Origin of the sequence: Pseudoalteromonas sp. 5Ae-yellow (assembly GCF_014077565.1) — a bacterium.
Taxonomy (GTDB): domain Bacteria; phylum Pseudomonadota; class Gammaproteobacteria; order Enterobacterales; family Alteromonadaceae; genus Pseudoalteromonas.
This window is the reverse complement of sequence record NZ_JACGWD010000022.1, coordinates 1-26427: the sequence shown is the minus strand read 5'-3', so window position 1 is coordinate 26427 and position 26427 is coordinate 1. Positions and strand designations below refer to the sequence as shown.

The 26427-nt window shown below is 38.8% G+C and carries 19 protein-coding genes and 1 pseudogene; 4 read left to right on the top strand and 16 right to left on the bottom strand.

The genetic code is table 11. The features are described 5' to 3' along the window. Positions 1-59: 59 nt before the first annotated feature. On the bottom strand, positions 60-2909 hold the full coding sequence (locus H4J63_RS08090; RefSeq protein WP_182195896.1) for a UvrD-helicase domain-containing protein: 2850 nt from the start codon (positions 2907-2909) through the stop codon (positions 60-62). A gap of 282 nt (positions 2910-3191) precedes the next feature. Here H4J63_RS08090 and H4J63_RS08085 point away from each other — a divergent pair, with 282 nt between their 5' ends. From H4J63_RS08085 to H4J63_RS08075, 3 genes are all read left to right on the top strand, one after another. After that, positions 3192-3929 carry a hypothetical protein gene (locus H4J63_RS08085; protein ID WP_024605022.1) on the top strand — a complete coding sequence of 246 codons (738 nt, stop codon included), beginning with the start codon at positions 3192-3194 and terminating at the stop codon, positions 3927-3929. 114 nt (positions 3930-4043) lie between these two features. Next, a complete protein-coding gene (locus H4J63_RS08080; protein WP_182195895.1) occupies positions 4044-4967 on the top strand; it encodes a M14 family metallocarboxypeptidase in 924 nt (307 codons plus the stop codon). A gap of 144 nt (positions 4968-5111) precedes the next feature. Continuing rightward, on the top strand, positions 5112-5531 hold the full coding sequence (locus H4J63_RS08075; RefSeq protein WP_182195893.1) for a hypothetical protein: 420 nt from the start codon (positions 5112-5114) through the stop codon (positions 5529-5531). A gap of 25 nt (positions 5532-5556) precedes the next feature. Here the strand turns inward: H4J63_RS08075 and ccoG are convergent, their stop codons facing one another. The 10 genes and pseudogenes from ccoG to H4J63_RS08025 form a co-directional block, all read right to left on the bottom strand. After that, complete coding sequence (ccoG, locus tag H4J63_RS08070) at positions 5557-6939, bottom strand: cytochrome c oxidase accessory protein CcoG (protein WP_182195890.1); 1383 nt, start codon at positions 6937-6939, stop codon at positions 5557-5559. A gap of 145 nt (positions 6940-7084) precedes the next feature. Further along, positions 7085-8503: a sigma-54-dependent Fis family transcriptional regulator gene (locus H4J63_RS08065; protein WP_182195888.1), complete on the bottom strand. Its 1419-nt coding sequence runs from the start codon at positions 8501-8503 to the stop codon at positions 7085-7087. Between the two features lie 93 nt (positions 8504-8596). After that, positions 8597-9900, bottom strand: a pseudogene (locus H4J63_RS08060) (ABC1 kinase family protein). 68 nt (positions 9901-9968) lie between these two features. Then, positions 9969-10523 (bottom strand): DUF1439 domain-containing protein, encoded by a 555-nt coding sequence (locus H4J63_RS08055; protein ID WP_002960677.1) that lies wholly within the window; start codon positions 10521-10523, stop codon positions 9969-9971. 365 nt (positions 10524-10888) lie between these two features. Beyond that, entirely contained in the window at positions 10889-13570 is a 2682-nt protein-coding gene (locus H4J63_RS08050) for a DUF349 domain-containing protein (protein WP_182195885.1), read from the bottom strand. Beyond that, the gene (locus H4J63_RS08045; RefSeq protein WP_007378333.1) at positions 13560-13841 is read right to left on the bottom strand and encodes a YeaC family protein; all 282 of its coding nucleotides are present in this window, start codon (positions 13839-13841) and stop codon (positions 13560-13562) included. The genes H4J63_RS08050 and H4J63_RS08045 overlap by 11 nt, the downstream gene beginning before the upstream one ends. Before the next feature lies 1 nt (position 13842). Then, positions 13843-14169: a hypothetical protein gene (locus H4J63_RS08040; protein ID WP_007580349.1), complete on the bottom strand. Its 327-nt coding sequence runs from the start codon at positions 14167-14169 to the stop codon at positions 13843-13845. A gap of 139 nt (positions 14170-14308) precedes the next feature. Beyond that, positions 14309-15811, bottom strand: a complete 1503-nt coding sequence (locus H4J63_RS08035) for a sodium:alanine symporter family protein (RefSeq protein ID WP_024600457.1) — start codon at positions 15809-15811, stop codon at positions 14309-14311. A 380-nt stretch (positions 15812-16191) separates the two neighbouring features. Then, positions 16192-17319, bottom strand: a complete 1128-nt coding sequence (locus tag H4J63_RS08030) for a carboxypeptidase family protein (protein ID WP_182195882.1) — start codon at positions 17317-17319, stop codon at positions 16192-16194. Between the two features lie 183 nt (positions 17320-17502). Next, positions 17503-18945, bottom strand: a complete 1443-nt coding sequence (locus H4J63_RS08025) for a glyceraldehyde-3-phosphate dehydrogenase (protein WP_024600455.1) — start codon at positions 18943-18945, stop codon at positions 17503-17505. A 174-nt stretch (positions 18946-19119) separates the two neighbouring features. Here H4J63_RS08025 and H4J63_RS08020 point away from each other — a divergent pair, with 174 nt between their 5' ends. Further along, positions 19120-19920 (top strand): DUF2989 domain-containing protein, encoded by an 801-nt coding sequence (locus H4J63_RS08020; protein WP_024605015.1) that lies wholly within the window; start codon positions 19120-19122, stop codon positions 19918-19920. An 86-nt stretch (positions 19921-20006) separates the two neighbouring features. Here H4J63_RS08020 and ihfA read toward each other — a convergent pair whose 3' ends face one another. The 5 genes from ihfA to H4J63_RS07995 all read right to left on the bottom strand — a co-directional run bounded on the left by ihfA (position 20007) and on the right by H4J63_RS07995 (position 25803). Next, positions 20007-20306 carry an integration host factor subunit alpha gene (ihfA, locus tag H4J63_RS08015; RefSeq protein ID WP_002960690.1) on the bottom strand — a complete coding sequence of 100 codons (300 nt, stop codon included), beginning with the start codon at positions 20304-20306 and terminating at the stop codon, positions 20007-20009. A gap of 2 nt (positions 20307-20308) precedes the next feature. Continuing rightward, a complete protein-coding gene (pheT, locus tag H4J63_RS08010) occupies positions 20309-22696 on the bottom strand; it encodes a phenylalanine--tRNA ligase subunit beta (protein ID WP_182195879.1) in 2388 nt (795 codons plus the stop codon). A gap of 15 nt (positions 22697-22711) precedes the next feature. Then, on the bottom strand, positions 22712-23692 hold the full coding sequence (gene pheS, locus H4J63_RS08005; RefSeq protein WP_002960692.1) for a phenylalanine--tRNA ligase subunit alpha: 981 nt from the start codon (positions 23690-23692) through the stop codon (positions 22712-22714). A gap of 345 nt (positions 23693-24037) precedes the next feature. Next, entirely contained in the window at positions 24038-24748 is a 711-nt protein-coding gene (hda, locus tag H4J63_RS08000; protein WP_002960693.1) for a DnaA regulatory inactivator Hda, read from the bottom strand. Beyond that, on the bottom strand, positions 24748-25803 hold the full coding sequence (locus H4J63_RS07995) for a DUF2066 domain-containing protein (protein ID WP_182195877.1): 1056 nt from the start codon (positions 25801-25803) through the stop codon (positions 24748-24750). The genes hda and H4J63_RS07995 overlap by 1 nt, the downstream gene beginning before the upstream one ends. Positions 25804-26427 lie beyond the last annotated feature (624 nt).

Below are 26427 nucleotides of genomic sequence, written 5' to 3'. Positions count from 1 at the left end.
TATAATTTCTATTTACATTGTTCTATAAAATAGACAGGTGTAAACCTGCTCGTTAGCCGTTAAACATTCATTTTTCGAGTGTTTTTACAGTTATCCTCTTTAAGCGCGAAACCACTGCATCCTAAAAATTCACCGTGCTTAGATTTTCGTTTACGCATTTCGCGACCACACTTTTCACAAATTGGATGCTGCGTTTTACACTCTGTATTCACACATTGTGAATACGTGCTTTTATCAACCGATGGGCTACTACAGCTTTTACACACTCGTAGTTTAGTTTCGCAAATCTGCGTATTAGTACAGCTATAATAATCACCATACTGACCCGTTTTTGGCACAATTAATCCGTCGCTGCACGTATTACACTCTCTTTGCTTTAGTTGCGACTTGTTAAACAACGTGGAGCCGATTTGAATAGGATAATCGTCATTTACTAGTTCTTTTACAAACGCTGAGCATGCATAAGGGTCTGCAATTAAATACGCTTTATTTTTTGCGCGCGTAATACCTACATAAAGCAAACGCCTTTCTTCTGAGTGAGTGAATTCATCTTGCTCTGGTAATAACGACTCCACCAGGACGTTATTTTGATTATCGCTAGGAAACCCTAATTTACCTTGTTCAAAACCAATAATAATACAGTAATCGGCTTCAAGCCCCTTAGCGCTATGCAATGTCCAAAAATAAAGAGGGTTTGTATGCTTTTTATCTTTTAAATGCTGCTGCACGCTATTTAACATGTATCGGTATCGACTAAGTATGGCAATACTCGCTGATGCATCGTTTTTTTGAATAGTGCTTATGCTCTGCTGTACTTTTATTTCTATCGATTTAGTGCCTTGGTATAAATCGTCTAACAAAATAACTTGTGGTGTGGTTACTTGCGTATGTGTGCTGATCTGCTTTTTATATTGCTCAGGGTTTTGCATTACAAAGCGCCCCGCTACATCACTAATACTATTGTTATATCTAAATGTTTTTTGCAACATAGTAAGTGAGTGGCTGCCCACTAATTCATTAAAGCGTGTAGTAAGCGCTAAATTACCACCCGAGAACCGATAAATTGCTTGCCAGTCATCACCTACCGCAGTAAAGCGTATTCCGTTACCATATTTTAATATCGCATTTAAAAAGCCCATACGCGCACTTGATATATCTTGAAACTCATCAACTAAAATGTGGCTCCACGGAATATTAAAGTCTCCGCTTACTATCGCCTTTGTCGCTTGAATAATCATGTCGTCAAAATCAATGGCATTTTGCGTGCTTAGTTCATTTATATAGGCGTCATGAATTTGCACTAACAAGTTTGCATATTGTTGATAGTTTTTAATACCACTTTGCTTGATGCGCTGCGCTATTTGCTTATTACTTAGTTGCTCCACTCGAATAGCTTGTAAGCATTTTATGTACTTATCAATGCCTTGCTGTAACTGCCCTGAGTTATTTAAAGTATGAAATATTTCGTCGTTACTCATAGGTGTTAATTCAACATTATGCTGCTTTAATTGCTTTGCGAGAGTTTGCTCTAGCTTTCCTTCTACCCAGTTGTAATGAAAGGTCTCGAGTAAAGTGGTGCCATTTTTTTTATGTAACTTACGCTTAAGTGCAATTTGCTCGTTATAGTGTTTTTTATCTATATCGGCACGAGTATTCCCTTGCCTATCAATGCCAAAGTGCTCTAAGTAAATATCGTATTGAGGTATATAAAAGTCTGGTTGGTATTGCCCACTTAGCTCTGCGCCTTGATTAAAGTGATAATTCACCTCATAACTGTGCGCCACGCAATTCAAATGTAGCCAGTTTGAAATAAGCACTTCCTGATAACTTTTTACTTTATGACCCGCAAGGCTACGGTATTCGTTATCGCGTACGTATCGCTCGTACTGTGCATTATCTTTAAAGCTAAATATATCAATCGGCTCATGGAGTAAATCTACAAATGCTTTTAAAAACTGTGGCTCGGTTTGTATTTTTTTACTTACCCACCCAGTTAACCAACTATTTAATTGAACTGGGTCGGTTGCAAATTTTGACAACTCGATTGGCTTTTTAGCACTTTGTAATAATTTAAGCCCAAGCGCATGAAACGTTAAAATAGTGGGTACTTTGGTATGCAAGTTTGCATGCGTGGCGCGTTTAATAAAGCGCTCTTTAAGCTCCTTTGCTGCTGTTTTATTATAGGCCAGCACCAAAATTTGCTCAGGCTTGGCAATATTGCATGCTATTAGATCTAAAGACTTTGCTACCATCACAGATGTTTTACCTGTGCCTGCTGCCGCTAATACTAAATTTTTATCGTTATCGCGTATTACCGCTAAGCGCTGCTCTGTTGTTAATGGATTTGACTCTACTTGATTAAAAAAGTCATTTTTAAGAGTTAGTTGTTTTTTTTCATATTTATGGCGCAACTGTGCAATTGCATCGTGAGTATTGGGTGTAGTGCTCAGTATATTTAAAAATTTAATACTACTTGGCGATAAGTGCTGTTGCCACACACTTGTACTTTTAGCGTACTGCTTGGTAAGCAAAAATACATCATTATTAAGTGTTTTTATGGAACTATCACGTAAAAACTCATCTAAAGCATAGCGCTTGAGCGAAATCTTTGCGTTATTTACCTTTTGCTCAAGCAGGGCTGAAAACCGCGTGTTAAGGGCCGTATTTAAAGCGTTCGCTTGTGATTTGTTTAAAAAGCTAATTGATGTATTACTACTGTCGCACAAATTAATTTTGGCGCTAAATAAACGGTTTTTAAATATTGAGTAATTATAAAAGTCTTTAATTAAAAATGTCCATGCGGGAGCACCTCTAAAATGCACAACAAGGCGCTCTTGTTCAATAGCTACGTGTTTAATACGGGTAAAAAAACGGCCTAGCCAACTTGGAGTAGCAATATACTGCGCCATAATACTCAATATGAAGATATGCTTTACCTTAATTGTAACATACTCTTTTGTAATACATTTAGCGCTAAATCGATGCTTACTTAGTAAACAATTTCATTGGTAAGTTAGTTTTTAAACCTGGTGGTTAATACTTTGTTTACAACCATTAACAAATTTAAACATTTATAGATAGCTTGTTGTGTAACAATGCACATATACAAACTTACACTTCATATAATTGTTAGGTATATCCCCAATTAAACAATTATTTACAGCCTAATTAAGTGGTTTAAAGGAGCTAACATGCTTAAAAAATGCATTACCACAACGGCTTTAATTTTAGCATTATGCGCTTGCACGTCAGAAACAGAGTCGGATTTAGTAAAAACACAAGGTATTTGGGCAGGTTTTGAACTAGTTTCTGACGGTAACCGCACGCGTGTTAACGCAGAACTAAATGCAGGCGATGCTAATGGCTCTAACATTGTTTTAAGCGATAGCGACTCATTACAAGCTGTTGTTAATAGCACTGCTATTGTACTTACAAAAGATACCGACTTTTTAGACGTTGATTACCAAGCGTATATAAATGCCACTGACGATAACCAACAGTTTGATATAAAATTTAAACGGGATGATGGCATAAATGCTAATTCGAGCGTGGAGTTGCCTTTAAATTTTATTATTTTAACCCCGAGTAACAATCAAAATTTTGATATTAATAGTCCCCTTACAGTTCAGCTAGATGGCACTGATCCTAATAGTACTAGCCAAGTAGAACTTAGCAGTAGCTGCACTAACAATAATAATGAAACACTTTTACAATCAACGCTTTTTGCGCTTAACACTTCGCGCCTTGAAATAAATCTGCAAAGTTTAGATATGTTTAGCAGCTCGCAAGTAGATCAAGGTAAAACGTGTGATTTAACAATTAGTGTGAAACGCGATCGATTCGGTAGTATTTCGGGTGAATACGCAAACCAAAGCTATATTAAATCCCAGCAATCGCGCGCTATAAAAAATATGACTTTAACGTTTTAATTTGCACGCTAATTTACTCAGCGTTAAGCTACGCCTTTATTAAGTAACTCTACCAATTGTAATTGCCCTCCTTATTTATAGGAAAGCTAATAACAATTGATATAAAGGTTTATTATGACTAACAGCACATACCCTATTGGCACACCTGGCAAAAAATGGAATGACAACGATAAAGCCCAGTGGTTAACACGCCAAAACATTAAACGCAGTTACCAAAACGAAGTCGTAACGCTAATTAATGACCTTAAGAGCACCTTAGATATAGAGCAATACGGCGAGCTTAATTACACCGCTGGCACTTACCCATTATATATATTAAAAACGCCTAACTTTAATGCTAATAAACCAACTGTTTTAATCACCGGTGGTGTACATGGCTACGAAACCAGTGGCGTACATGGCGCACTTAGGTTTGCTAAAACATCGGCTATGCAATATTGCGAACAGTTTAATATTATTGTTGCCCCCTGCATTAGCCCTTGGGGATATGAGACTATAAACCGCTGGAACCCAGACGCTATTGATCCTAATCGCTCATTTTACGAGGGCAGCCCAGCTCAAGAATCAGCCGCTATTATGGCGTTTGTAAAATCATTAGGTACTGACTTAATCGCTCATATTGATTTACACGAAACAACAGATAGCGATAACAGTGAATTTAGACCCGCACTCGCTGCGCTTGAAGGCACTACAAATACTAACTGGAACATACCTGACGGGTTTTATTTAGTTGCAGATACCAAAAAGCCTGAGCCGGAGTTTCAAAAAGTCATTATAGAAAGCGTTGCAAAGGTAACTCATATTGCACCGAGCGATGAAAATAACCAGCTAATAGGCGTACCTCAAGAGCAATTTGGCGTGATTAACTATGCAGCACGCGATTTAGGTTTATGTATGGGCTTTACTGATGCACCCTATGTAACTACTACAGAAGTGTACCCAGATAGCCCAACAGCCACCGATGAAGAATGTATTTTGGCACAAGTAGCCGTTATAACGAGCGCGCTAAATTACATTACAACCTCTACAAAAGATTAACCACTGTTCAAGAGCGGGTACTCATTAAATTAAGTACCCGCCAAAAAAAGAAACAACCTGATAACAAAAGACAACCCAAAAGAACTGGTTTTGTTGGATTTAAAGGTATAAGGTTAGCCTTCCCTCAAATTCAAGGAGTATACATTGGGGTTTAAAAACAAATATGGACAGGTAAGCCTCTATACTGAAAATAACGTTGTTATCGCTCACTTTTCGGGATACATCACCTCAGGGCTTCTTCGTGCGTTTAAAATTGAACTATGCGAAAAAATAAAGTCACTCAAAAATCAGCCTTGGGCCTATATTAGTGATTCTTTTGATGTTTCGGCTGCAACGCCTGAGGCAGAAAAAGAAATGATAGATATTAGCCATTTAATGAAAGCAAACAACTGCCTAAGTAGCGCGTTTGTACTCACATCAGCTATCGCTATAAATCAAATGAAGCGCATTTTAGAGTGTGCAAAAAGAAACGTTAATTTTAGTGAGTGCATATTTACCGATTTAGATAGCGCTAAACAGTTTGTTTCTCACAACTTAAAAAGTAAGCAAGGCCAACTGATATAAAATAATTGACCTTGCTTTATCAATCTTAGTTTTTGTAAAACTGACTATCTTTGGTTATCGTAATGCTGCCGTTTTCTTGCGCTGTTACAATAAATTGTAACTTACTCACTTTACGCTCAATATTGTAACCATCGGCTGTTACAGTAACGGGGACTCTTTTCATCGCACCCGGTTGTACAAGCGTAGATCTCGGACTTGAGAGCGTTGCTCCTGGTAAACCCTCTATGGCAATACTGTAATGCAGTGCTTGCTGCGTTTTATTAATAATAGTAAGTGTATAAGGGTTTTCTACAAGGCCCTCGTAGTTAACTCTATAAAGCACATTCCTATCGCGTAGTACTGAGGCTTCTATTGGTGTACGTTGCAGCATCCATGCAAACATAGATATTATTAACAAAGCCGTTAATGCGCCATACCCTACTAGCTTTAACCTAAATGGATTAGTTTTTTTACCTTCCATTTGTTTCTCACTGGCGTATTTAATTAAGCCTTTCTCGTAACCAAATTTCTCCATGGTATCGTCGCAGGCATCAATACATAAGCCACAATTTATACATTCATATTGCAATCCATTTCGAATGTCTATTCCTGCAGGGCATACCTCTACACACAAGTTACAGTCTACACAGTCACCTAAGTTAAGCTCTTTGGGGTCAGCTTTGCGTTTACGTGGTCCTCGGCTTTCACCTCGCTCGTTATCATATGTAACAAGCAACGTATCTTTATCAAACATAACAGCTTGAAAACGAGAATAAGGGCAAGCAATTGTGCACATTTTTTCGCGTAAAAACCCTGCATTGCCATAAGTACAAAAAGCGAATAAAAACACCCAAAAGCTCGTTATACCTGACCACTCAAACGTAAGCATTTCCATATACAAACTTTTAGCCGGAATAAAATACGCCATAAACGAGGTGGCAGTTAAAATAGAAATAACAATCCACGCACTGTGCTTAGTTATTTTTTTTCGCCAAGTGCTTAGCGTCCACTGTGATTTATCTAATTTAATTCGCTGATTTCGAGTGCCTTCTATGCGTTGCTCTACCCACGAAAACATGAGCATCCATATTGTTTGCGGGCACGTATATCCACACCAAACCCGACCAAGCCAGTTAGTTATAAAAAATAATGCAAAAGCCCCCACCATAAATAGCAGCGCTAAAATCATAAAATCTTGAGGAAGGAGTGTTAAACCAAAAATAGTAAAGGTTTGCGTTGCCACATCAAGCAGCACAGCTTGTTGACCGTTATATTGAATCCACGGTATTGCAATAAAAGTTAGCATTAACAGCCAACCTAAATTACGGCGTATGCGCTGAAAAAATCCTTTTTGCTCGCGGATATAAATTGGCCCTTCGGTGTTATAGGGCTTAATGATCATGTCTTCTTCTTTTATATCAAACTTCATAGTACTTGCTTCATAATGACGGGTATTAAGCAAGTATTTGCAACTTTCAGACCAAGCTGAAACTTTAATTACTTCATTGATATTAAAGAAATTATTTTAAAAAACAAAAACCGAGCTCGCGATATAAAGCGCATATCGCGATATATCACGATTTTTTAGTGATTCCCAGCTTTCGCATTTTTGAGCGTAGTGTACTCTCAGGTAAGCCCAACTTAACTGCCGCCCCTTTATCGCCCGATATTTGCCAGTGCGATAACGCAAGAACAGAGGTTATATGCTGTTTTTGCGCTTCATCAAGCGTAAGTGAAGGATTAATAACGACTTCGCCACCCGCTTGCAAAGGCTGGCTTAGCTGAAGCACAGCCTGATTAGATAAAATAGCTTCGCGTTCCAGTACATTTTGCAGCTCTCTAATGTTGCCTGGCCAATCATAGGCTTGCAGTTGTGTAATTGCTTTTTTACTTAGCCCTTTTAAATGTTTACCCAGTCGTTTATTTAGCTGCGCAATTAAATTAGCGCATAAATAAGGAATATCCTCTTTTCGATCTTTAAGGGCGGGTACTTTTATAGGAAATACATTGAGCCGATAATACAAATCAATTCTAAACGTGCCTTTTTGTACCATTTCCCACAGGTCGCGATTAGTCGCTGCAATTACTCTAATATTTACTTTTAGCGTATTGCTGCCACCTACACGTTCAAACTCTTGTTCTTGGAGGACTCTAAGCAGTTTACTTTGCGCCTCAAGTGGAAGCTCTGCTATTTCATCTAAAAACAAGGTGCCTTTATCAGCAAGTTCAAAACGCCCTTTACGGGGTTCATTTGCACCTGTAAATGCGCCTTTTTCATGGCCAAAAAGTTCCGATTCTAGCAAACTTGGGGTAAATGCGGCGCAATTTACTTTTATAAAGGCTTGTTCGCTACGCTTGCTTAGTCGATACAAATTACGGGCTACTAATTCTTTACCCGTGCCATTTTCGCCAAGTATAAGCACTGTGCTGTCGGTTTCACTTACCAGTTTTATTTGATCTAACATGGTTTGAAATATATGACTTTGTCCAACTAGCCCTGAGTCTTGCCAATCTTCGTTAAGTTCTGCAATTAAGTAGTTGTTTTCATCTTTTAGCTGCTCACTTAAATGCTTTACTTGCTCAAGTGCCTCTTGCAGTGCATTTTGTGTTTGCTGTTGCAGTGATATATCGCGAAATACCGCTACAGCACCAATTAACTCATCATTTTGATAAACCGGTGTTGAGGTGTATTCCACTGCAAATGAGCTACCGTCTTTACGCCAAAAAACTTCATTTTTAACTTCACGACGTTTGCCGTCAAACATGGTGCAGTAAATTTGGCATTCATCTGCGGGATAAGGTGTGCCATCAGCATGAGTATGGTGATGATATTGGTGTATTTTTTTACCTAATAGCTCCTCAGCCCGCCAGCCGGTCATGCGCTCAGCGGCAGGATTAACAAACACCGCATTACCCGATAGGTCAAAACCGTATATGCCCTCACCTACTGCGTTTAGCAATAATTTAGGATCATTTAAAAATTGTTTTATCATAAATACACCTCGCGAAATATCGCGAGCATTATGGCAATTTTACACACTAAGTGCACTCATTACTTAAAATGCACTCACGTGCCCATTAAAACGCTATAAATAGTGCTGAAATAGCGTTTTCACATCTATTTTTGCACCTAGCCTTGCGGCTATTAAATAAAGCCCTGCAAGTTTTCGGTGAATAAATAGGGCATCAACGGGCGGTGTGTGCCATTGCTGAGATTGTGCACTAAGAGCAAGCCCTGCATTTTTAATTTTGAGCGCGAGTTCGCTGTTTTTAAAATCAAATTTTCCTTCTGCTCTTAGTGGCTCGCACGCCATTAAGAATAAATCAATGACGTTGTTTTTATACTCATCAACTAAGTCATTTTTAAAATAACCAATATGTGAAGCCGCTTTAAGTACACCTTCTCGTTGTTTTCACTACCCGCTTTAAATAAAGCTAAATACGCTAAACTAAGCTCTGTTGATATTTCTCGGGTTGCACCAAAATCAAATAAAACAATTTTTTGTGTATCAAGCTGATAATGAAAATTGGCAAAGTTAGGGTCGGTTTGAATTAATTTAAATTCAAACATTTCTTTAAAAAACAAATCAATAAGTTGCTCTGCAACAAAGCTTTTTTGACTATCAGGTAGCTGTGTAATGCTCTCAATGGGCTCTGCTTTTATATATTCCATAGTAAGTACTTGTTGTGTGCTGTGCTCTGGATATACGTTAGGCACTTTAAAGTGGGGATTAGTTGCTAGTGCATTTTTATAACGTATTAAGTACTGAGCCTCCCGCTTATAATCAGCCTCGGCTAATAACTGCGCTTTAGCCTCACTAATAAGTGGTTTAATATTAAGATCTTTTGGCAATAATCGAGAAATCGTTAATAAAGAAATAACGTTATCGACATCACTTACTACACTTTTTGCAATACCAGGGTATTGAATTTTAACAGCCAGTTGCTCACCATTCTCCTTGTAAGCTAAATGAACTTGCCCTATAGAAGCCGCTGCAAAAGGTCTTAATTCAATATGAGAAAAACGCGCTAGCCACTCATCCCCCCATTGCTCTTTTAACACTTCAACAAGCTGCTTATGAGGCATTGGATTCGCGTCTGAGCGCAGTAAAGCAAGTAACTGAGACAATTCAGGACTAAGTAAATCACCGGCATCCATTGAAAGCAATTGCCCGAGCTTCATTGCGGCGCCACGTAAATGAGATAGCTGTATAGCTAGTTTTTCAATGTTTTTAGGTTGTAGCAGTAAGCTTTTATTGTCCCAACCTTTACCTGTTAGCGCGCTCTTAGCGCCATCAACTAACATGTTGGTAGCAACACCTGTGGCAAGTGAGCCTAATTTTGCAAAGCGAGAAAGCCTAGAAGTGGGAACAGTACGAGGAGCCGCCATAATATTAAAACCTAATTAGCCTGAAAGTCAGGCTAATTAATACGTATATTATAAGTAGGTAGATCTACTTATAGACGAGGTACTAGCTTAATTGCACCTTCAACCACTTTCATATCAAGTGGAAGCTTACTAAGTAGCATCATTTTAGGGTCATCCATATTTAGAGTATAAACAGGGTTAACCGCTAAAAAAGCATTAATCACATCCATTGCTTGGCTATCAAGTGCACCTAAATTACCTTTGAAACCACCGGCATCAACACTCGAATCAAGTAATTTAATATTACGTAAAAACACCGCTTTTTTCTCACTGTCGTAAAATGGGCTACCTTCAATTTGTAGCTTTAAACGCACTGGGTATTTAAGTGCGAATGCATTAATTTCAGCGCTTGAATCAGCACCAAGAACAACAACGTCGCGGTTATCAGGCCCAATATTTACACTTAAGTCGTTTACATCAAACTGAACCGGCAAACCCATTAAGCTTACTTTTTCACTTAACTTTGGTAATTGCTTACCCAGTACAGACTCAACCTCAGAGTTAGTAAATGAATATACTGATATGCCTTGCGTGGTATTACAGGCGGTTAAAAATAACGCTGCAATAATAACTAAAATTCTCATGAGAACCCTTTTGTTTATAAATTAGTGGTACATAAAAAAGCCGCTATTAAAGCGGCTTATTAAAATAGTAACCAGCATATATTACGCTGGTTCTAGGGCGTGTTGACCTTTGTGGATTGAAATTTGTTCAATCTAGGGTCGATTTAATCGCGGCGTGAGGTTTGTAACCTAGCGGGCTAAGTCAAAACCGAGCAACAAAGAGTTAATCGTCCCTAGAAAGAACCAAAGGGCAGCGCATGTTTGGCATTTATGCTGCGTTATCGCCTATTTATGGGGAATAACCACACTACATAGACTCTGCCTTGCCTAAATACCAAACAGTCTGCTGCAAATTCAACCACGAAAGGTCAACACGCCCTAGTGCATTAAGCTGCAAGTGTCGCTTTAAGTCGCGTTAGTGTGTCAGGTTCAACTGAACCAGCACTGAGCGCTAATAACTGTTTTAAATAATAGTTTAAATCAGCATGTTCGCCACGATGTTTGTCATCTAACATGGCTACTTGTTCTGCCATTCTAAGTGACTTATCGGTTGAACTTACGTTCGCTAGTATTTCCATGCGCGTAATAAGTTGATCTGTATTTAATGCTGTTTTAAGCGGTGCTTGATACTGACTTGGTAACGCTTCATTGTTTTCAAGTGCTGTAATTAACGCATCTAGATTAGCTTGCTCTGATTTGCTTGTAAGCAATGCAAGTTTATCGTCAATAGCTGCTAGCAACTTAGTAACCTTTGACGCTAACGATCTAAATTGCGTGTACCCTTTCACTTTTGTTTCTAGGTCGTGCAACTGTGCTCTTTGATTTACGTCACTAAGTGCTGCTTCAAGCTCAGCGAGTTCTGCAACTGCTTGCTTATCTGACTCGTTTTGCTCAAGTTTTTGCTGCTCAAATTCACTACTACGTTTAGTAAATGTTTCATCGTTAAATTGACGAAATTTTTGCCATAACGCATTTTCAGCTTTTAAACCTGCAAAACCAATTGTTTGCCATTGCTGCTGCATTTGCTTCAACTCTTGGCATGCAGCGGCTAAATCATCGCTTTGTGATAATTGCTGCGCTTTTTCTACTAACTCATTTTTAAGTGCAGCATTACTTTTATGAAATGCGTTTAATAAAGCCAGTACTTGTTGTTGCTCGCTTTTATAACGATCGTTTAGTGTACGGTATGTTTTAGGGTCAACTTTACCCACACTGCGCCACGCTTTGTTTAAACGGTTGTATTGGCTTTCATATTGCTTCCAATCAAAGTCATCCTTAGCCGTAGGTTGTAAATGAAGCGCGTGCATGTCGCCAATAATACTTTCGCGTTGTGCTTTTGAGGCCTCGCGTTGTACTTCTTGCTCTGCAAAGTAACTACGACAAGGTGCAAATAACAGCTCGATTTTTTCATCAAACTGTACGCCTTGTTGCTTTTCTTCATCTGTATCTAAACGACCTAACTCATTCCAACGCTTGCGTAGCACTTTTACTTGCTCTGCGCGTTGTTGTGGGTCAGTACACTCTTCACTTACTAATGCACTTACTTCTTCTAATAAAGCTTTACGCTTTGGTGCTGCTGCGTATTTTTGCCAATCTTTTGCATCCGCAAGTTGCGCTTCAAGTTCCGCTTTTATATTTACAAGCGGCTGTTGATATTGCTCAGTGAGTGTATTAAATAACTCTTCAAACCCTTTAAACACGCCAAAGGCAACATTAAAACGGCCTTCCTCAATCAGGCGTTTAACATCACGAGCTTTGCGTTTTGCTTGGCTTTGGTTTTTTTCAAGTGGCTTAACTAGCTCACTCATTGGTGCTAAAAATTGCTTTTTATGCGCATTTAACTGCGTTTTAAAGGTACTTTGCAATGCACCATCTAAAATATTTAAATGACTACGCGCTGCTTTAAAACCATTATTAAATTCAGTTAGAATTGCATCGTATTGTGCTAAATCTTCTGCTGGCTTAATTTCGCATAATGCTGCAAAAGCGAGTTTGTACTCTTTAATAGCAATTGTCAGCTCAGGTAACTTAGCAACTTGAGTAAATAGTTTTTCTAACTTGCTTACAGCCAGTTTAGATTGTGCATTATTAGCTAATTCTGTTTCGCTAATAGCTTGCTTAGCTTGCGCTACTTTTGCATCAAGCCAATCTTGTTGAATTTGCTCTGGTGTTTCAAGGCCTAGCTGTAAGGCGTTTTCAATTTCTTCAGTTAAAGCTTCAAGCGTTGCAAGTGCTAGCAATTGGCGCTGCTGTAGCGCTAATTTCTGCTGCTCTTTATCATGTACCGCTTTTAGCTGTTCAATGTGTGCATCTAACTTAGTTGTGATTGAAATATATTTTTCGTCAAGAAGCTTAACGCGTTCATCACTCAGCCATTTTAGCTCAAGTGCTTGCCACTGGACCATCAATTCGCCGGCTTGTGGATTTACAACACCAAAATCTGTTTTTTCGCGTAAGGCATTTAACTTAGCTAAAATAACACGTGTTGCACTTTCAACTTGCAGTGGCATTTCAATTGCTAAACGCTCATTTTCAATATGCGTTTCAAGTGCTGCTTTTGCACCACCCTTTGCATGCTTTACTAATGGCTTAATTAATTGATGGGTAATAACAAGTTCAACTAATTGAGCTTGTAGCTCTTCGCTACCTTCTTTAAATGCTTTTTCTACTAGTTTTGGATTTGCCAAACGTTTCAATAACTTAACGCGTACTTGCAGTTCTTTCTCTGCAAATGCTAACTTTTCGAGTGTTTTAACGGGTGCAAAACGCTCTATGTATTCACTTTTAATTTGCGGTGTTAGTGCACTTTCGCTATTTAAAACAGCATTAGATATTTGTAGTTCTGCTATATCTTTTAATGCTTGATCTTGTTTATACGCTTTCCACCAAAGTGGTAAATCGTTTACTTTTTGTAGTGCTTTACGGCGTATTTCAGCTGAGCTGTCTTCAAGTGCTAACGTGTTTAATATGGTTGCATCACGTTCAATATCTAATTTTTCGATAGCATCAAGACGAACTTGTTGCTTAGGGTGTTTCCATTTCGGTGTAAAAAGGTGCTTAAAGATCATGTTCACTAAACCTAGCTATTTCGTTGTCTGATTTAAATTCTTTTTGTAGTTGAGCTTTTGTCTTTTGGATCATTTCACCATTAGCACCAATCGTAAATTGCTCATTTGATTGAGCCACTTTTGCTTGATACAACATAACCAACTGCACTGTTTGTTGCTTTTGCTCGTCTGATAAAACAGTTCCGTCTGGCCATTTTCCAGTAGACGCACCGTATTGCAAGCGTTCGAATAATTCGGGAGTAATATTTTGTACAAGATTGTCGATATTCATGTCATTTTTTCTTTTTTAGAGTCACTAAAACAATACGGTTAATAAGATACCAAATACACCCTACGCCAATAGCCGCAGTATAAGCATACCACTGAAGCGTTTTTTCTTGCGGTTGTAAAAAGTACAAACAGAAAAAACCACCTAAAAATAAGATAAGCGCTAAAAAGGAGTGATTTATAAACATCTGCTTTTTTTTAATTCGCTGTTCGCGCTGAAGTTGTAAAACTTGCTCGTCGTTTAGCTCTGCAATATTGCTTTCGCAATGCGGACATTGCTTATGTTTATCTGAAATTGATTTTGCACATTTTGGGCAACGAATGATCGCCATACTTCTCTCCATACTACGCATAAAAAAAGCGCCTTTCGGCGCCTTTATTGTACTTGTTTTATTTCTCGTTGTCTTTTTTGAATTCAAACCAATAACTGATTTAGAGACGATAATCTAACAAGTTACTCATTAAGTTTAGTTACTCAGTGTCTTTTGACTGTTTCCCTAAACGTTTTTCCCAGAAAGTGGCATTTTTAATACCTAGTTTGACAGGGTCAAATGTGATTTTTCCACCTTTTTTCTTCTGATCTTCGTAATCGCTCAAACATAGTAAAGCAGGCTTAGCTACAAAGAAAATAGCTAAGATACCCAATATGTTAATCCAGGCCATTAAACCAACGCCAATATCTCCAATAGTCCAGATATAACCTGAATTATTAACCATACCGTATGCAACCATAAACATAATCACGAACTTCACGAGGACAAGTGGGATATTGCCTTTAAAATAACGATTTAAGTAAGCAATATTAGTTTCTGCAATAAAGTAATAAGCGAGTATTGTGGTAAAGGCAAAGAAGAATAATGCAATACCGACAAATGCTTGTCCAAAGCTGCCAAATACACTAAATAAAGCCATTTGAGTAAAGGCTGCTGAACCGACCTCAGTCGCTGCATCAACATTTTGTACAATGAACTGCCCTGCTGGTAACTCACCCACAACATTGTATTGCTGCGTTATTAAAATCATGAGTGCTGTTGCAGTACATACAAAAATGGTATCAACATAAACAGAGAAAGCTTGCACTAAACCCTGTTGAGCAGGGTGATCAACCTCTGCTGCTGCGGCTGCATGAGGCCCACTACCTTGCCCTGCTTCATTAGAATATATACCACGCTTAACGCCCCAACCAATAGCGGCACCAAAACCGGCCTGCGCAGTAAATGCATCACTAATAATTAAATAGAATATATCGCCTACTTTATCTAAATTTAAAAATACCACGATTAATGCCAGTACTATGTAACCAAGCGCCATAAATGGCACTACTATTTGCGTAAAGTTCGCAATACGTTTTATACCGCCAAAAATAATAAACGCTAAAACAATAAGGATTATTGCCAAAGCGACTAACTTAAAGCTACCTACATCACCAAAACTAGTCGAGACCATATTGCCATCGCCAAATACTTGGGTAAACGCATTACCTACCGCATTCGCTTGTACACCAGGCAGAAAAACACCACATGCAATAATTGCCGAAACAGCAAATAAGACAGCCAACCATTTTTGTCCTAAACAACGGTCAAAATAATAGGCTGGGCCACCACGATATTGCCCGTCTTCTTCTGTTTTATAAATTTGGCCTAAAGTAGATTCTGCGTAAGCAGTACTTGCACCTAGAAAAGCAACAACCCACATCCAAAAAATAGCACCTGGCCCACCAAAACCGATAGCTGCTGCCACACCTGCGATATTACCAACGCCTACGCGTCCAGACAACGATACTGCAAGGGCTTGAAAAGATGAAATACCTTTATCAGACGTGTTAGGACTAAATAATAACTTACACATTTCTTTAAAATGTCTAACTTGAGCAAATCTAGTTAGTACTGAATAAAACAAGCCTGCGCCTAGGCATAAATAGATGAGTGCATTACTCCAAACAACATCATTAACAGCGCTTACAAAAGCTTCCATGGATATCCTCTATAGTTATATTTATTATTTTTTAATTACGAGACTCTGTTTTAGCTACTACGCTACATAAGCTTTACGAAATAAGATTTCACCTCTTCCGCCCCGACTCATGATTTAATTAATATTAACTTAAGTACCCCAAGGTTGTTAACACTTAATTTTCAAAATATATAATTACACACTTGGCAAAAGGCACTACATCTGTAGTATTTAAATGAAAGTAGATTGATTTGTACCGATACGGTGATGATACGCAGCGAAGAAGCGTTGAAAACGTTTTAAGAATAAAGCTGCTATATGATTATTATTTTTTTATACAAAGGGTTTTATTAAAAGCAAAAAGGGTATCAAAACTATTGATACCCTTTTAGATAAGCGTTTTATCTTAAATCATCAACAACATTAACAATAGCCGCTAATGTATCTTGACCAAATTGATAAGAACGACGGTCTGACCAGCCATAGTCTGGATCAGGTAAATCGTTGTTGTCTTTAAATGGCATTTCAATTGTGTACGTTAATGCTTTGAATTCTTCAGCAGTAGCTGATGAACCTACCGTAAGGTTAGCTTGACCTGGCTCATCTTTTGGATAGCCATGCTCATCTTGAAACTCTGGAGTAATAGTCAAAAGCGCAGCTTTAAAGATATCTTCAAGGCCTTTAAGACGAGCATCGTAACTTGGAATACCTTCACTGCCTGCCACAAAGTTATAAGGTATAGCTTCATCACCGTGTATGTCTAAGTGCATATCTAAGCCAGCTTCGCGCATTTTATTAAGCACTAAGTAAACCTCGGGGCTATTTTCCATACTTGGTGTTTGCCATTCACGGTTTAAGTTAACGCCTTTAGCATTAGTACGAAGATGTCCGCGTGCGCTGCCATCTGGATTCATATTTGGCACAACGTAAAACACTGCTTTTGATAGAAGCGCAGCTGCATGTGGATCCTCGTCATCAAGAAGTTTGTGCAGTAGACCTTCAACATACCACTCTGCCATTGTTTCACCTGGATGTTGACGTGCTGTGATCCAGATGTTTTTCTTATCTTCACTTGGCTCACCAATTTTAAGCACACTCATATCGCGGCCATCGAGTGTTTCACCAAGCGTTATTAATTGGCAAGCACCTTGGCTTTGTGCCCAAGACAATAAATCTAAATGGCGGTCGTAACTGTATGGTGCAAAGTAAGCAAAATAAACACTGCCGCACTCTGGTTCAATTTCAAAGCTTAATGTGCCATTTTCATAGCTTGATGGTACGCGAAACCATGTTTGACGGTCATATGATGCAACAGCTTGATACCCTTCCCAACCATCTGGGTAAGCTGATTTATCAAGCTCATTAATATTTAACTTATGCAATTGGTAAGGTGTTGTTTCAAGACGAAAGTGAAACCACTGATAAAATTCAGACTGGTGATCTTTATTAATTTCTAATTGAATATTTAAAGGATCGGTGGCTTCAATAACTTTGATATTACCACTGTCGAAATTGCTGCTGATTTTCATGGAAAAACCTTTAGGTTGAATAAGTTTATCTGTTTATTAATTCACAGAACTGACATTATTTTGTAAATAGTAAAACGAATGTGCATTTTCTTAATTAAAGCCTATCACAAGGCATACACTTTAAAAATAATACACGACCAAAAAAGCCAGCAACATGCTGGCTTTTAAGTCACTGCAAATAAATTAGCGAGGTAAGCTTGGGAATGACACTTCGGCCATATCGCGCATACAACGAACTACTTGGCAGCTGTAACCAAACTCATTGTCGTACCATACATACAAAACGATACGGTTATCTTCAACAATCGTTGCTTGTGAATCAACAACACCTGCGTAACGGCTACCTACTAAATCGGTAGATACAATTTCCGTTGATGCGGTGTAATCAATTTGGTCACGTAAGTCTGAATGAAGTGCAGTATCGCGTAAAAATGCGTTTAGCTCTTCAACTGATGTGCTTGTTGCTAAGTTAAGATTTAAAATAGCTAGCGACACATTAGGTGTAGGTACGCGGATTGCGTTACCTGTTAATTTGCCTTCAAGCTCTGGTAATGCTTTTGAAACCGCTTTTGCAGCCCCTGTTTCAGTAATTACCATGTTAAGTGCTGCGGCACGGCCACGGCGCTCTGCTTTGTGGTAGTTATCAATAAGGTTTTGATCGTTCGTGTACGAGTGTACAGTTTCAACATGACCATTATTAATACCAAACTTATCGTTTAGTGCTTTAAGCGTTGGTGTAATTGCATTAGTTGTACAGCTTGCTGCACAAACGATTTTATCTTCAGGTAAAATATCTTTGTTATTAACACCATATACGATGTTTTTGATATTACCTTTTGCAGGAGCTGTTAATAATACTTTTGCAGCGCCCTTACACTCTAGATGCTGGCCAAGGCCCGCTTCGTCTTTCCAAATACCGGTGTTATCAACAATTAATGCATCGTCGATACCGTATTGAGTGTAATCAATTTCGCTAGGAGAGTTAGCGTAAATAACTTGAATGTAGCTACCGTTAGCTTTAATTGCATTACGCTCTTTATCAATAGTGATTGAACCATTGAAAGGACCGTGAATTGAATCACGACGCAGTAAGCTTGCGCGCTTTTCAAGATCCCCATCTTTACCGCCACGCACAACAATAGCGCGCAAACGTAAATCTGCATATGGACCTGATTTTTCAATTAATAAACGCGCTAGTAAACGACCAATACGACCAAAACCATACAATACAACATCGCGTGGTTCTTTCGCTGGTAAGTCAGCTATTTCTGCAAGTTCATCTTTTACAAATTCTTCTACTGAGCGGCCTTTAGCTGCTTCTGTGAACAAATAGCTATATGCAAGTTTACCAATATCAATACGCGCAGAGTTTAATTCCATTTTGCTGATAGCTTCTAAAAATGGAAAGCTTTCGCGCAAACGTAATTTAGTGCCTTCAAACTGAGCAACGGTTTTGTGAGATTTGATAATATCAATAGTACTGGCATTTACGAGAGGACGGCCATATACAGCGATTTCGATACCACGATTACGGTAAAGTTTACCAATGATTGGTTGCATGCTTTCTGCGTAATCTTGGCGCTCTTGCCAACTATTTGTGTATTCTAACTCGTGAGATGAGGTCATTTTATTTACCTAAGTTTATCATTTTGAACGGATAGCCTTTAAAAATGCACTATATTTTGAGAGTAATGCACTTCAGGCAGGGCTATTCTAATTTAATCTGAAGTTATTCTCTACTGTTAGGCGTTAAATGATTGCGTTAGAATAGCAAGGTAGATATTCATTTGGGGTTAAGGGATGCTTAAAAAAGCAAGTGTACTATTGGGTTTGCTAACGTTGACAGGGTGTGAAGAACCGTTGACACTCGCACAAGTGTGCAAAGAAACACCTGGCTTTTGTAGCGACTTAAACAAAGACAGCCACTGCAAGGATGAGCGTTCTGATGTGATTATCAAACGTTACATAGAATACAAAGACCCTACTGATGAAAATAAATACCAATTACTCAAGGACTTTGAATCCTATAACCAATGTATAACTGTGGCCGCTAAAATTGAACATATTAAGTTAAAAGCTAAAAAAACGTCACGTATTGACGGTCAATTAACGAGCATTAAAGAAATGACTCGCTTATATCAAGATACCCAAAATACAAACCATCCAGGTTTGCTCTACTACCAATGGTCACGAAATAATAACCAAAGTGCACTGACTAAATTATTAGCGATAGAAAATGACAAAAGTGTAACGCAAAGTGCCGAAATGCAATTTTTTCTAGCATCATACTATATTAAATTTGATGATGAAAAAACCATCGATTTGCTTTATAAGACTTTAGAACTCAATAAAAAAGACAACGTACCGAATCCTGAAGTGTATACATCACTTATTAGTCTTTTTTATAAACATGATAAATTTAAGCATGCATATATATTTTCTAAAGTAGCGCAAATGTCGGGGATTGAAAATATTGACGTGTTTGAAATTGAGCAGCAATTAATAACGAATGGTAAAAGCTTAGACAGCCTAGATGTACTTGCAGAGCAAACATTTCAGCAAATAATGGCAGGTGATTTTGTATCTCCTCGAGAGTTTTAAAAAAGTTTTCTAACGGTACAACTAAATAACTCCGCTAGAGCGGAGTTATTTTAGACAATAAAAAAGGCAGCTTACGCTGCCTTTTTTTATTTTGCTTTGCTTGTGCCCACTTCTACGCGGGTTTTAAGCTTTTGACCTGGTCGAAAAGTCACCACGCGACGTGCCGAAATAGGAATATCTTCGCCTGTTTTCGGATTGCGGCCTGGTCTTTCTTTTTTGTCTCGAAGATCAAAGTTACCAAATCCAGAGAGCTTAACCTGCTCGCCTTTTTCTAGCGCTGAGCGGATTTCTTCAAAAAACGCTTCAACTAAATCTTTGGCATCTTTTTTATTGATCCCGAGCTTTTCAAATAGGTGTTCAGCTATGTCGGCTTTAGTAAGCGCCATATCTAGTCCCTCAACGATGCATTAAACTGTTCGGCCAATTCGGCCACCACGTTATCAACTACTAGATTGATATCTTTCTCTTCGAGTGTTCTATCAACCGCTTGCAGTGTTAGAGCAATCGCCAAACTCTTATAATTTGGCTCAATACCTTTGCCCTTATACACATCGAATAAGTTTAGGTCAACCAATTGATTTCCGCCAACTTTTTCGATCACGCTTAAAATGTCGCCAGATTTAACGCTGTCTGCCACTAAAATCGCGATGTCGCGGCGATTTGAAGGGAATTTAGACACCCCTTCGGCTTGCGGTAAATTTCTTTTTTCTATTGCTGACATTTCAATTTCAAAAACAAAAGTTGCGTTGTTGATATCTAACGACTTTTGAGCTTGAGGATGTAAAGCACCAAAAAAACCAACCTTTTTACCATCAACATATATTACTGCTGATTGACCAGGGTGAAGTCCATCTGACTGCTCGGCTTTAATTTCAAAGCGAGTAACGTCATTAGTAATTGCAAGTAAGGCTTCAACATCACCTTTTAAATCGTAAAAATCAACATTACGTTTTTCTTCAACCCAATGTTCACCATTTACAAGGCCCGTAATAGCGCCACCAATAACCGGTACTTGGTAAACACCATTTTCTGCACTTTCGTCGCTTATAAATTTAAGACCATGTTCGAATAAACGAATACGAGGCTGTTGGCGATTTTGGTTATACGCTACAGACGCTAATAAACCCGGCATTAAACTTACACGCATCGCTGACATTTCAATTGAAATAGGGTGCGGTAATACCATTGCTTCACACTCTGGGTGTAAAATAGCTTGTGCTTTAGGGTCTACAAAGCTGTATGTAATTGCTTCTTGGTAACCACGAGTCACTAACGTATTGCGGAACTTGCTAAGCGCAATAGTTGCTTCGTTATGCGTCGTCATTTTAAGTTTTGCAGTTGGTGCAACATTAGGAATGCTGTTGTAACCGTAAACACGTGCTACTTCTTCAATTAAATCTTCTTCGATGCGAATATCAAAACGGTAGCTTGGTACGTCCGCACTCCAGCTTTCATTTTCTACTTTAACATCAAGACCTAAACGCGTAAGAATATCTGTTACTTTAGCATCTTCAATATGATGACCAATAACACGGTCTAAACGAGCTCGACGAAGACGTACTTCAGTCACTTTTGGTAGTTTGTCAGCCGCTACAGCTTCAACAACTGGGCCTGCTTGACCGCCTACGATTTCAAGAAGTAGCGCTGTTGCACGTTCCATTGCATCATGTTGCAGAGCAAAATCAACACCGCGTTCATAACGGTGTGAAGCATCAGTGTGTAAACCGTAGCTACGTGCTTGCCCTGCAATTGCTACAGGATTAAAAAATGCGCTTTCAAGTAATATATCAGATGTTTTATCTGTAACACCTGATTGCTCACCACCAAAAATACCCGCTATTGCAAGTGCTTTGTTATGATCGGCTATCACAAGTGTAGTGTTGTTTAATTTAGCGGTGTTACCGTCTAATAAAACAAGTTCTTCATCTGCGTTTGCACTACGTACTTTAATACCACCTTCAATCGCATTTAAATCAAACGCGTGCATTGGGTGACCAAGCTCAAGTAATACATAGTTTGTAACATCAACTACTGGGTCGATTGAACGTACGCCACTGCGGCGTAGCTTTTCAACCATCCAAAGCGGTGTTTCTGCATCAAGGTTAATGCCTTTGATCACACGACCAAGGTAACGAGGACATGCATCTTCGTTCACTAATTCAATCGATATTTTATCGTCAATTGTTGGGGTAACCGCTGGAATATCTAATACATTTACGTCAATACTGTTTAAAACGCCTACTTCACGAGCAAGGCCTTTAATGCCTAAACAGTCACCACGGTTTGGTGTTAAATCAACATCTATAATATTATCATCAAGACCTAGGTAGTCACGTAAATCAGTGCCTACTGGTGCATCGCTTGGCAATTCCATAATGCCGTCGCCTTCTTCGCTAATACCTAGCTCAACAAAAGCACATAGCATTCCGTTTGAAGATTGACCGCGTAGTTTGGCTTTTTTAATTTTAAAGTCACCAGGCAGTACAGCGCCCACAGTTGCAACAGCAACTTTAATACCTAAACGACAATTTGGTGCACCACACACGATATCAAGTAGCTCATCGCCACCGACGTTAATTTTGGTAACACGCAGTTTATCTGCATCAGGGTGTTGTCCACATTCAACAACTTCACCTACAACTACGCCATTAAATTTGGCAGCAGCAGGCTCAACGCCATCAACTTCTAAACCAGCCATTGAAAGCTGTTCCGAAAGAGCTTGCGTATCAATAGCAGGATTAACCCACTCTCTTAACCACTTTTCACTAAATTTCATTTTATTGTTTCACTCTTAACGGAACTGGTTCAGGAATTTTAAGTCATTTTCGAAAAATGCACGTAAATCGTTTACGCCATAGCGCAACATGGTTAAACGCTCTACACCCATGCCAAAGGCAAAGCCGGTGTATTTTTCTGGGTCAATGCCCACAGACTTAAGTACATTAGGATGTACCATGCCGCAGCCTAGTACTTCTAACCACTTACCGTCTTTACCCATAACATCTACTTCAGCTGAAGGTTCTGTAAACGGGAAGAATGAAGGACGGAAACGAATTTCCATATCTTCTTCAAAGAAGTTACGTAAAAAATCATGCAAAATACCTTTTAACTCAGTAAAGCTAACATCGGTATCAACCATTAAACCTTCAACCTGGTGGAACATTGGTGTATGTGTTTGGTCGTAATCGTTACGGTATACACGTCCAGGTGAAATAATGCGCAGTGGTGGCTGCTCAGTTTCCATAGTACGAATTTGCACGCCACTAGTTTGTGTGCGTAGTACTAATTTAGGATTGAAATAAAAGGTATCGTGATCAGCACGTGCTGGATGGTGCTCAGGGATATTTAGCGCATCAAAGTTATGAAAATCGTCTTCGATTTCTGGACCAGATTTAACTTCAAAACCTAACTCACCAAAAAAGCTTTCTATACGCTCAATAGTGCGCGTAACAGGGTGTAAACCGCCGGTAGGCATAACACGCCCTGGCAGAGTTACATCTATAGTTTCAGCAGCTAGCTTTTCTTCAAGTGCTTTACTTGCAAGCAATTCACGCTTTTCGTTAATAGCAGCTTGCACATCCTGTTTAGCTTGGTTTATAACTTGGCCTGCTTCTTTACGTTCTTCAGGTGCTATTTTACCTAACGTTTTAAGTAAGCTAGTGATTTCGCCTTTTTTACCAAGGTAATTAACCCTGATATCTTCTAACTGCGCTATTTCACTGGCACTGGCTACCGCCTCAAGTGCTTGCGCTAATATGTTTTCTAAGTTCATTCGATACCTGATCTTTCACAGAAGGTGATTGCTTAAGAGCGTGTTGGCCTTTCAAGATTGCTTTTCAACTGTGTGGTTGGCTATTAAATAAGGTTAAGCATTGGGCTGTAGTTTCCTACATAAGTCATGCAATAACCCTAAATAAAGACCAAACACGTGTTGTTCGAAGTGTTTATCTTGAAGGCTATTTTCTTTGTTGTTCGGGTTTTGCATATAAAAACTATGCTAATGTCCTCACGACGCGATTAAAGCACCCTTAAGTTAAACAAATTCCAATCAGGAAAGGTAAACACGCTCTGATAATAGCTTATGATAACTGAAAGCAGGGTCTAGATTCTAGACCTACTACAGCTTTAACGTTGATTTTATAAAAGGAATAGTTAATTTTCGCTGTGCAGCCATAGATGCATGATCTAATTTGTCGAGTACATCTAATAAAGCTCGCATATCACGGCTTAAACGGGTTAATAAAAAGCGTGCACACTCATCACTTAATTCAAGGCCGCGCATGTGAGCGCGCTTAACAAGTGCTTGTGCTTTATCGTCATCACTCATAGAACGAATTTGAAAGGTTGTTCCCCACGTTAAACGAGACTCTAAATCAGGCAGAGATATATTGAGCATGCTCGGAAGTAAGTCAGCAGTTACTACTAGCATTTTACCGGGTTCGTTAAACCGGTTAAAAAAGTTAAATAGTGCTTTTTCCCACGCATCATTCCCTGCAACTAAATGCACATCATCAATACATAGAACATCAAGCGCCTCTAACCCGTCTAATACCATAGGTCCAAAGTCAATTACTTCGCGCATAGACAGCAACATATTAGATAAGCCACGCTCTTGTGCTTTTATGCAGGTTGCATATAAAAGATGAGACTTGCCCGAATCACCTAAACCACATAGGTATGTATACTGAAACGTTTTTGCTAATTTGGAAAAGCTATCTTTTAGGTGATTAACCTCCAAAGAGTCTTCTCCCCCAAAATACGATGCAAATGTTTCGTCATCCGGTAAAGTAACCGGTAGTGCCATTTGCATCGGCTCAGACATTAGCATTATGGTGTTACCCATTGATACTCTAAGCTATTTTTATCAACAACATGATAAAATGCGCGTGGATCCTCATAATCTTTAAATGAAGAGTCTAGCCCTAACCCTTTTTTAAGATCACTCAAGTTACCAGTATGATTTAATTTAAATTCAACAAATTCCGGTGTTTTACGAACAATTTTGACTTGCGTAACAACACTTAGGCTCAATAATCTTCGTTTCGCTAATTCTATATCAACAAAACTTTGTGTGCCTTTTAGCGTGAGCGTAGCAGTTGCTTGTTCATAATAAGCATTTGGGTCAATTGCATACTCGCTTGCAAGGCCTCGAGCTAAGGTATCAATCATTTGACTCACTATTTGCTGCTTATCGCCCGTTAATCTATTTGAATCAAATTGATCATCATTAGTAAAACGCCAATCTAAAATCCAATTTTCGCTATCTGCTTCTTTATACATTCTTGCTGTAATACTTCGCTCAGCACTGTAGCGCCTAGAGGCCTCTTCTACTGGTTCTGAAAAGTTACCCCATACCTCAGGAATACCTACTAAACGTCTATCTTGTAAGTCAAGTAATGGCACAACGACAGGTAGACCACGGCGTCCTGCTTTGTCATAAATTAACTGCTCTAATTGCGGGTAACTTTCTTGTGTTACTAATTCTCTGCGCCAATTGTCCTCAATACCTAACCATATTGCGACTAACGGGCGTTGCACTCCCCATAAAGGTAAGTTTAACTCTTTGATTAACGCATTGATCTTTCGTGCTTCAAATTTAACAACGAGTTTCAATTGTCCATTTGCTCTCTCGTCATATTCAAACTTAAGCATATAATCAGAAATATCTTTAGTGCGTTGCTGTGCTAATTTATTTTGATCCGCAGTTTCATCACCGCTTACTTTCACTAAAACATTGAGCAAAGCTTTACGACTCGCAGCTAATCGAGTGTCTCGTGTTTTGTCATCAACTTTTAAAATATCTTGATATAGATCAGTTACTTCAACTGCCGACGCAGAAAAACAAAATAAAATGGATATGGCGCTAATTAATAATCTATACACAGGCTGTTAGTTCTTGGTTTTAAACTGATTTGATCCTAAATCAAAGACAGTAACAAAGCAAAATTAAATTTGTTATCTAAGGAAATGAAAGTAATTAGCTTTTATAGAAAGTAAAAAAGATTAAATATAAATAAGATAGTTGAGCGAGTTGTACGCTATTCACCTACATTTAACTTTACTACACTTTTAAAACGCGAACCTTTCGGGTCTAGTTTGATCATTAAGGTATTAATGCAATTACTCGATGATGTTACGGCTTAGAATATTCGTTATTCGCTCACATTTCATTTTTCTGCAGACATAAAAAAGCCCGACTATTTCTAGTCGGCTCTCTACAATTTGAGGTCGGTACGCTACGAAGTAGAATGCCGTAGTGCCCAGAGCGGTAAAGTGTCACATAATATATGTACACTATTATTGGATCGGGAGTCACTACGCCCGCCCTACGCGATGGATGTTAATGTGAGTGTCTATTAATTGCGCGCATTTTACTTTTCTGCAGACGTAAAAAAGCCCGAATCGTTAGATTCGGGCTTTCTACAATTTGAAGCCTGGTAATGTCCTACTTTCACATAGCAAATGCTACACTATCATCGGCGCTGTTTCGTTTCACTACTGAGTTCG